Genomic DNA, 8,442 nt, shown 5'->3' on the forward strand with positions numbered 1-8,442 from the left:
GAACAGGTAGAAGCTGCCGTTCGCCTGCTTGATGAAGGGAACACCGTGCCGTTTATTGCACGTTATCGTAAGGAAGTCACCGGCGGGCTGGATGATACGCAGCTGCGCAACCTGGAGACCCGGCTGGGCTACCTGCGGGAGCTGGAGGAGCGTCGCCAGGCGATTCTGAAATCCATCGGCGACCAGGGCAAGCTGACCGACGAGCTGGCAAAAGCCATCAACGGCACCCTGAATAAAACCGAACTCGAAGACCTCTATCTGCCGTACAAACAAAAACGCCGCACCCGCGGGCAGATCGCCATCGAAGCCGGCCTCGAGCCGCTGGCAGATCTGCTGTGGAACACGCCGTCCCACGATCCGCAAACCGAAGCGGAGAAGTTCATTGACGCCGATAAAGGCGTGGCCGACAGCAAAGCCGCGCTGGACGGGGCACGCTACATCCTGATGGAGCGTTTTGCTGAGGATGCCGCCCTGCTGGCGAAGGTCCGCGACTACCTGTGGAAAAATGCTCACCTGACGGCAAGCGTGGTCGCAGGCAAAGAGGAAGAGGGCGCGAAGTTCCGCGACTACTTCGATCACCACGAGCCGATCGCCAACGTGCCGTCCCACCGTGCGCTGGCGATGTTCCGCGGCCGCAACGAAGGCGTGCTCCAGCTGGCGCTGAATGCCGATCCGCAGTTTGACGAGCCGCCGAAAGAGAGCCACGGCGAGCAGATTATTCGCGATCATCTTGGCCTGCGCCTGAACAACGCCCCGGCGGACAGCTGGCGCAAAGGCGTGGTGAGCTGGACCTGGCGCATCAAGGTGCTGATGCATCTGGAGACCGAGCTGATGGGCACGGTGCGCGAGCGCGCCGAAGATGAAGCCATCAACGTATTTGCCCGCAACCTGCACGACCTGCTGATGGCCGCTCCTGCCGGGCTGCGCGCCACAATGGGTCTCGATCCCGGCCTGCGTACCGGCGTGAAGGTGGCCGTTGTTGACGGCACCGGCAAGCTGGTGGCGACCGATACCATCTATCCCCACACTGGCCAGGCGGCGAAAGCGGCCTCCATCGTGGCGGCGCTGTGCGAAAAGCATAACGTAGAGCTGGTAGCAATCGGCAACGGTACCGCTTCCCGCGAAACCGAGCGTTTCTACCTCGACGTGCAGAAGCAGTTCCCGCAGGTGAAGGGGCAGAAGGTGATCGTCAGCGAAGCCGGAGCGTCGGTCTACTCCGCCTCCGAGCTGGCGGCGCAGGAGTTCCCCGGTCTCGACGTTTCGCTGCGTGGCGCGGTATCCATCGCCCGTCGCTTACAGGATCCGCTGGCGGAGCTGGTGAAGATCGATCCGAAATCCATCGGTGTCGGCCAGTATCAGCATGATGTCAGCCAGACCCAGCTGGCCCGTAAGCTGGATGCAGTGGTAGAAGACTGCGTGAACGCCGTTGGCGTCGATCTCAACACCGCCTCCGTGCCGCTGCTGACCCGCGTGGCGGGCCTGACGCGGATGATGGCGCAGAACATCGTGGCGTGGCGCGACGAGAACGGCCAGTTCCACAACCGCCAGCAGCTGCTGAAGGTGAGCCGCCTTGGGCCAAAAGCCTTTGAACAGTGCGCAGGCTTCCTGCGTATCAACCACGGCGATAACCCACTGGACGCCTCCACCGTTCACCCGGAAGCCTACCCGGTGGTGGAGCGCATCCTGGCCGCGACCGAGCACTCCCTGCGCGACCTGATGGGCAATAGCAGCAATCTACGCGGCCTGAAGGCATCCGACTTTACCGACGAGCGCTTTGGCGTGCCGACGGTGACCGACATCATCAAAGAGCTGGAGAAACCCGGCCGCGACCCGCGTCCCGAGTTCAAAACCGCCACCTTTGCCGATGGCGTGGAGACCATGAACGATCTGCTGCCGGGGATGATCCTCGAAGGCGCGGTGACCAACGTGACCAACTTCGGCGCGTTTGTTGATATCGGCGTGCATCAGGACGGCCTGGTCCACATCTCTTCCCTTGCCAATAAGTTCGTTGAGGATCCCCACACGGTGGTGAAGGCGGGCGACATTGTCAAAGTGAAGGTGCTGGAAGTTGACCTGCCCCGCAAGCGTATCGCCCTGACCATGCGTCTGGACGAGCAGCCGGGCGAAGGCAACGCCCGTCGCGGCGGCAGCAACAGCGCGCAGCGTGAACCCGCTGCCCGTCAGGCGAAGCCACGTGGTCGTGAGGCTCAACCAGCTGGCAACAGCGCGATGATGGATGCGCTGGCGGCGGCGATGGGTAAAAAGCGGTAACGCTTTTCCTGCCCACCATGTAGGCCCGGTAAGCGTAGCGCCACCGGGCATTACCATACTGACGCTGTAATGCCGGGCGGCACTGCGTTTGCCCGGCCTACCACTTATTCGGCCTACGCAATTTGCAAAGTGAATAAATATAATTTTATATGTTGCTACAACGTATATTAATTAATTCCCGCTGTTAAAAGAGCAAGGGCAAATATTGCGCTAAATCAAACCTAATAGTTATTCTTACCCAATTCAACATTCCCACACATTTTAATGATTGATGATAAAAACTATTATCATTACCATTGTTCTGTTGATTATTTAACCATTGATCTCGTAGGTCCTATGTCCTTCTCGCCAGCCAGCGCGTGGAAAATCGTGGGGTTTTCCCGTGAAATTAGCCCGGCCTACCGGCAAAAACTGCTCTCTCTGGGCATGCTCCCCGGGTCATCATTTAACGTGGTGCGCGTCGCCCCCCTGGGCGATCCTATTCATATTGAAACCCGGCGCGTTAGCCTGGTATTACGCAAAAAAGATCTCGCGTTATTAGAGGTGGAAGCCCTGCCGCGTTAACGGCGCTCCACGCAATGAGTCTGCTATGATGAAAAAATTAACCCTTGGCCTTATTGGTAATCCTAATTCCGGCAAGACGACCCTTTTTAATCAGCTAACGGGCGCGCGCCAGCGCGTGGGCAACTGGGCGGGCGTCACCGTCGAGCGCAAAGAGGGATCCTTTACCACCATCGACGCGCAGGTGACGCTGGTCGATCTGCCCGGCACCTACTCGCTGACCACCATCTCGTCGCAAACCTCTCTCGATGAGCAGATCGCCTGCCACTATATCCTCAGCGGCGACGCCGATATGCTGATCAACGTCGTCGACGCCTCGAACCTGGAGCGCAACCTCTACCTGACGCTGCAGCTGTTGGAGCTGGGCATCCCCTGCATCGTCGCGCTGAACATGCTGGACATTGCCGAGAAGCAGCAGATCCGCATCGATATCGACGCCCTCGCCGCCCGCCTTGGCTGCCCGGTAGTGCCGCTGATCTCAACCCGCGGACGCGGCATCGAGGCGCTGAAGATGGCCATCGATCGCCATCAGCGCAACAGCGATATTGAGCGGGTTCACTACGCCCAACCCCTGATGCGTGAAGCCGAGACGCTGGCGCAGGCGATGGCAGCGGATATGCCGCTTCAGCAGCGCCGCTGGCTGGGTTTGCAGATGCTGGAGGGCGATATCTACAGCCGCGCCTATGCCGGTGAAGCCGCGAACAGGCTAGAAGCGTCACTGACGCGCCTCGGCAAGGAGATGGACGATCCGGCCCTGCACATTGCCGATGCCCGTTACCAGACTATCGCCGCCGTTTGCGACACGGTCAGCAACACCCTCACCGCCGAACCGAGCCGCTTTACCGCCGCGATGGATCGGATCATCATCAACCGGGTGCTGGGTCTGCCCATCTTTCTGCTGGTGATGTACGTCATGTTCGTGCTCGCCATCAACATAGGCGGCGCGCTGTCGCCCATTTTTGACGCCGGTTCGGTGGCCATCTTTATCCATGGTACGCAGTGGCTGGGCTATACCCTGCACTTCCCGCAGTGGCTGACTATCTTTCTCGCCCAGGGCCTCGGAGGCGGGATCAACACCGTGCTGCCGCTGGTGCCGCAGATCGGCATGATGTACCTGTTCCTCTCCTTCCTTGAGGACTCTGGCTACATGGCGCGGGCGGCCTTTGTGATGGACCGCCTGATGCAGTCCCTTGGCCTGCCGGGAAAATCCTTCGTGCCGCTGATTGTCGGCTTCGGCTGCAACGTGCCGTCGGTGATGGGGGCGCGGACCCTTGACGCACCGCGGGAACGCCTGATGACCATCATGATGGCACCGTTTATGTCCTGCGGGGCGCGGCTGGCCATCTTCGCCGTGTTTGCCTCCGCCTTTTTTGGTAAGGAGGGGGCGCTGGCGGTCTTCTCTCTCTATCTGCTCGGCATCGTGATGGCGATCCTTACCGGGCTGATGCTCAAGCACACCATCATGCGCGGCGAAGCGTCGCCCTTTGTGATGGAGCTACCGGTCTACCATGTTCCCCATCTCAAGAGCCTGGCGATCCAGACCTGGCAGCGGCTGAAGGGCTTTGTGCTGCGCGCCGGGAAGGTGATTGTGGTGGTCAGCATCTTCCTGAGCGCCCTGAACAGCTTCACGCTCAGCGGGACGGCAGCAACCACCATCAACGACTCGGCGCTGGCGGCCGTCAGCCGGGTCTTTACCCCGCTGCTCAAGCCGATTGGCGTCCACGAGGATAACTGGCAGGCCACCGTCGGTCTCTTCACCGGCGCAATGGCGAAAGAGGTGGTGGTCGGCACGCTGAACACCCTCTATACCGCTGAGAATATTGAGCAGGAGACGTTTGATCCCGCCACCTTCAGCCTGACGGACGAGCTTGTTAGCGCATTGCAGGAGACCGGTCAGAGCCTGGCCGATACCTTCAGCCTGAGCGTGCTGGCTAACCCCATTGAGGCCAGCAAAGGCGACGGTGAGATGGCGACCGGTACGATGGGAGTGATGGGCAATAAATTTGGCAGCGCCGCCGCCGCGTATAGCTACCTAATCTTTGTTCTGCTCTATATCCCCTGCATCTCGGTGATGGGAGCGATCGCCCGTGAAGCCAGCCGCGGCTGGATGGGCTTCTCTATTCTTTGGGGGCTGAATATCGCCTACTCGCTGGCGACGCTTTTTTACCAGACCGCCAGCTTTAGCGCCCACCCGCACTACAGCCTTGTCTGCATTCTGGCAGTGGTACTGTTTAACATTGTGCTGCTGGGAAGCCTGCGCCGCGCCAGAAGCCGGGTCGACGTCAACCTGCTGGTAACCCGCAAAACGACGGCCAGCTGCTGCGAGAGCCCAACAAATGGTTGTCGTGGATGCTGCGCTAAACGGTGAAGGCGGGCGCGCTGCCCGCCTGGCTGAGCTTACTTATAGACGTCCGCCGTGGCGCGAATATCTTTGCCCGGCTGATCCGCGCTGGTGATGACATAGTACTTGCCACCCAGCTCCTCCGCCTTTTTGACCAGCTCCGCCCGAGCGTCCATCGGCGCTGTGGTATCCGAGGTGCTGATGGTGCCGATTTTGGTCAGATTCATCTCTTTAATCTTATCTTTTTGCACCTCTTGCACGGCCATCACGCCAAACGAGAGTGCGCCAATAACCAGAGATACGACGATACCTGCTGCACGTTTCATAGCTTTTACTCCATAAGGTAGTGGTTGCCATTACGCTTTTGTTGGAACGCCGAGTAGCTAAATACGTTTAAATTTTAGTCTTCCCCAACCGTTTCGCCAGCTGCTGCTTAAATGCCACCAAAATCTGACAAAACGCCTCAGGGTGCGAAATAAAGGGCGCGTGTGCTGCTTTGGCAAACAGCTGCGACTCGCTCCCTGGCCACAGCTCATCCAGCCACGGCACGATTTTGCGCGGCACCAGCCCGTCGAGACGCCCATAGAGGCGCAGGAACGGCTGCGTAAGCTCTGCCAGCGTTTCGCGCAGATCGGCGGTTTTCAGGATCTCCAGCCCGCCGTTGAGCACCTCTACCGACGGCATCGGCAACGCCAGCACGGCGTGCTTCAACTTGCGGGCATCATCCCGGGCGGTCTCCGTCCCCAGCGTTTGCAGGGCCAGGAAACGCTCTACCGTGCGCTGAAAGTTGTCGCTCAGCTGCTGCTGGAAGCCTGACAGCACCTCGGGCTTGATGCCCGGCCAGTCACCTTCAGCACTGAAGCAGGGTGAGGAGGCAACCGTCACCAGGGCGCTCACGCGATCGGGTGCGCTGAGCGCCGCCTGGCTTGCAACCAGCCCGCCCAGGCTCCAGCCCAGCCAGATCGCCTCTTTTGGCGCATGGGCCAACACAATCTCCGTCATCTCGGCCAGCGTCAGTGCGCCGAAGCCGGTGCTGCGACCATAGCCCGGCAGATCGACCAGGTGCAGCGTAAAGTGCGGGGCCAGATCCGCCGTTATGCAATCCCACACCTCCGCATTCAGTCCCCATCCGTGCAGCAGCACAAGATGACAATTTCCTTCGCCTTTGGTTTGCCACCAGATGTCGTTCATCCGCTATTGTTCTCTTCTCTTATCCAGGAGGGTCTTTATGCTAACAGTGCCAGGCTTGTGCTGGCTATGCCGAATGCCGCTCGCCCTGCCCCATTCAGGACTCTGCTCCGTCTGCTGTCGAGCGGCTCGCCTCGCAGACCGGGTATGCCCACAGTGCGGCTTGCCCGCCGCCAGCCCGACCCTACCCTGCGGACGCTGCCTGCAAAAGCCGCCCCCGTGGCAGAGGCTGGTGGCGGTCAGCGCCTATGCGCCGCCGCTTAGCGCGCTGATCCACCAGCTGAAATTTTCCCGCCGGCCGGAGCTGGCTGCGGCGCTGGCCCGCCTACAGCTGCTGGCACTCCTTGATGCTCGACGAACGACAGGGCTAGCCTTACCGGATCGCATCGTCAGCGTACCGCTCTATTCGCGCCGCCAGTGGCTGCGGGGTTTTAACCAGAGCGAGCTGCTCTGCCGCCCGCTGGCGCGCTGGCTGGACTGCCGCTACGCCAGCGAAACCCTGACCCGCGTTCGCCCGGCCCTGACCCAGCACTTTCTCAACGCTCGCCGTCGAAAAAGCAATCTGAAAGATGCCTTTCGCCTTGAATTGCCTCTTCACGGCCTCCATATCGCTATCGTGGATGATGTCGTCACTACCGGCAGCACCGTTGCGGAGATCACCCGCCTGCTGATGCAGGGCGGCGCGGCGACTGTTCAGGTATGGTGCCTGTGTCGCACCTTGTAGAGGCGCGATGATGGGCGTATTATAACCAAGTAAAACAGTCAACTATTTAGGCCATTGCTATGATCCATATTTCCGACGCTGCCCAGGCGCACTTTGCCAAACTGCTGGCAAATCAGGAAGAAGGAACACAAATCCGCGTATTTGTGATCAATCCAGGCACTCCGAATGCCGAGTGCGGCGTCTCTTACTGCCCGCCGGATGCAGTGGAAGCAACTGATACCGCGTTCACCTTTTCTCTGCTGACCGCGTATGTCGACGAGCTAAGCGCCCCGTATCTGGACGATGCGGAGATCGACTTTGTGACCGACCAGCTGGGTTCACAGCTGACGCTGAAAGCGCCAAATGCCAAAATGCGTAAGGTCTCTGACGATGCCCCGCTGATGGAGCGCGTTGAGTATCTGCTCCAGTCGCAGATCAACCCGCAGCTGGCTGGCCACGGTGGCCGCGTGACGCTGATGGAGATCACCGACGAAGGCTACGCCATTCTGCAGTTTGGCGGCGGTTGTAACGGCTGCTCAATGGTCGACGTCACGCTGAAAGAGGGGATCGAGAAGCAGCTGCTGAACGAGTTCCCTGAACTGAAGGGCGTACGCGATCTGACCGAGCACCAGCGCGGCGAACACTCCTACTACTGATCGACCTGCCTTCTGATGTTATGCCCGGTGGCCCGCCTGCCGGGCCTCTTCACCCCGCTTTATAATATGACCCATGTCGCACTTCTTAAATTTACCCGGCCGAAGTGATTCTATTCGCCTGCATGTTACCCGTATCATCCTTCCGTGCAGTTAAAACTACTTATTAAGCCAGCGACTTTTTAGATAAGCGTTACCCATAACATCATAAAGGCCAGGTAAATCATGCCACTCATCATCGTTGCTCTCGGTGTTGCTCTATTACTTCTGTTAATGATCCGCTTTAAATTGAACGGCTTCATTGCACTGATTCTGGTGGCGCTTGCCGTCGGGCTGTTGCAGGGAATGCCGGTGGATAAAGTGATCGCCTCGATTAAAGCTGGCGTCGGCGGTACCCTCGGCAGCCTCGCGCTGATCATGGGCTTCGGTGCTATGCTGGGTAAGATGCTGGCGGACTGCGGCGGCGCCCAGCGTATCGCCACCACCCTGATTGCCAAATTTGGTCAGAAATACATCCAGTGGGCGGTAGTGTTAACCGGCTTCACCGTCGGCTTTGCCCTGTTCTATGAGGTGGGCTTCGTGCTGCTGCTGCCGCTGGTGTTCACCATCGCGGCGAAAGCGCGCGTGCCGCTGCTCTACGTCGGTGTGCCGATGGCTGCGTCGCTCTCCGTGACCCACGGCTTCCTGCCGCCGCACCCTGGCCCAACCGCTATCGCCACCATCTT

8 protein-coding genes are annotated in these 8,442 nt (G+C 59.7%); 6 read left to right on the plus strand and 2 right to left on the minus strand.

The features are described from left to right. The 3 genes from RTP97_RS20645 to feoB all read left to right on the plus strand — a co-directional run. A partial coding sequence (locus tag RTP97_RS20645; RefSeq protein WP_312416938.1) for a Tex family protein occupies positions 1–2,271 on the plus strand: 2,271 nt, incomplete at its 5' end. A 336-nt stretch (positions 2,272–2,607) separates the two neighbouring features. Continuing rightward, positions 2,608–2,835, plus strand: a complete 228-nt coding sequence (gene feoA / locus RTP97_RS20650; RefSeq protein ID WP_312211940.1) for a ferrous iron transporter A — start codon at positions 2,608–2,610, stop codon at positions 2,833–2,835. A 28-nt stretch (positions 2,836–2,863) separates the two neighbouring features. Beyond that, a complete protein-coding gene (gene feoB / locus RTP97_RS20655; RefSeq protein WP_312416949.1) occupies positions 2,864–5,200 on the plus strand; it encodes a Fe(2+) transporter permease subunit FeoB in 2,337 nt (778 codons plus the stop codon). Between the two features lie 29 nt (positions 5,201–5,229). Here feoB and RTP97_RS20660 read toward each other — a convergent pair whose 3' ends face one another. Both RTP97_RS20660 and bioH read right to left on the minus strand, forming a co-directional pair. Next, positions 5,230–5,499 (minus strand): YdgH/BhsA/McbA-like domain containing protein, encoded by a 270-nt coding sequence (locus RTP97_RS20660; RefSeq protein ID WP_312416940.1) that lies wholly within the window; start codon positions 5,497–5,499, stop codon positions 5,230–5,232. Positions 5,500–5,566: 67 nt separating this feature from the next. Further along, the gene (bioH, locus tag RTP97_RS20665) at positions 5,567–6,364 is read right to left on the minus strand and encodes a pimeloyl-ACP methyl ester esterase BioH (RefSeq protein ID WP_312416942.1); all 798 of its coding nucleotides are present in this window, start codon (positions 6,362–6,364) and stop codon (positions 5,567–5,569) included. Positions 6,365–6,401: 37 nt separating this feature from the next. Here bioH and gntX point away from each other — a divergent pair, with 37 nt between their 5' ends. The 3 genes from gntX to RTP97_RS20680 form a co-directional block, all read left to right on the plus strand. After that, positions 6,402–7,085, plus strand: a complete 684-nt coding sequence (gntX, locus tag RTP97_RS20670) for a DNA utilization protein GntX (protein WP_312416945.1) — start codon at positions 6,402–6,404, stop codon at positions 7,083–7,085. Between the two features lie 59 nt (positions 7,086–7,144). Beyond that, positions 7,145–7,720: a Fe-S biogenesis protein NfuA gene (gene nfuA / locus RTP97_RS20675; protein ID WP_312211875.1), complete on the plus strand. Its 576-nt coding sequence runs from the start codon at positions 7,145–7,147 to the stop codon at positions 7,718–7,720. Between the two features lie 222 nt (positions 7,721–7,942). Then, the coding region (locus RTP97_RS20680) for an SLC13 family permease (RefSeq protein WP_312416948.1) at positions 7,943–8,442 on the plus strand (500 nt) is incomplete at its 3' end.

Source organism: Pseudescherichia sp. (assembly GCF_031998825.1).
Lineage (GTDB): Bacteria > Pseudomonadota > Gammaproteobacteria > Enterobacterales > Enterobacteriaceae > Pseudescherichia.

Bases quoted from the DNA above. Each gene is read 5' to 3' on its own strand.
- feoA (WP_312211940.1), top strand. From the start codon at position 2,608: ATGTCCTTCTCGCCAGCCAGCGCGTGGAAAATCGTGGGGTTTTCCCGT.
- nfuA (WP_312211875.1), top strand. From the start codon at position 7,145: ATGATCCATATTTCCGACGCTGCCCAGGCGCACTTTGCCAAACTGCTG.
- bioH (WP_312416942.1), bottom strand. From the start codon at position 6,364: ATGAACGACATCTGGTGGCAAACCAAAGGCGAAGGAAATTGTCATCTT.
- feoB (WP_312416949.1), top strand. From the start codon at position 2,864: ATGAAAAAATTAACCCTTGGCCTTATTGGTAATCCTAATTCCGGCAAG.
- RTP97_RS20660 (WP_312416940.1), bottom strand. From the start codon at position 5,499: ATGAAACGTGCAGCAGGTATCGTCGTATCTCTGGTTATTGGCGCACTC.
- gntX (WP_312416945.1), top strand. From the start codon at position 6,402: ATGCTAACAGTGCCAGGCTTGTGCTGGCTATGCCGAATGCCGCTCGCC.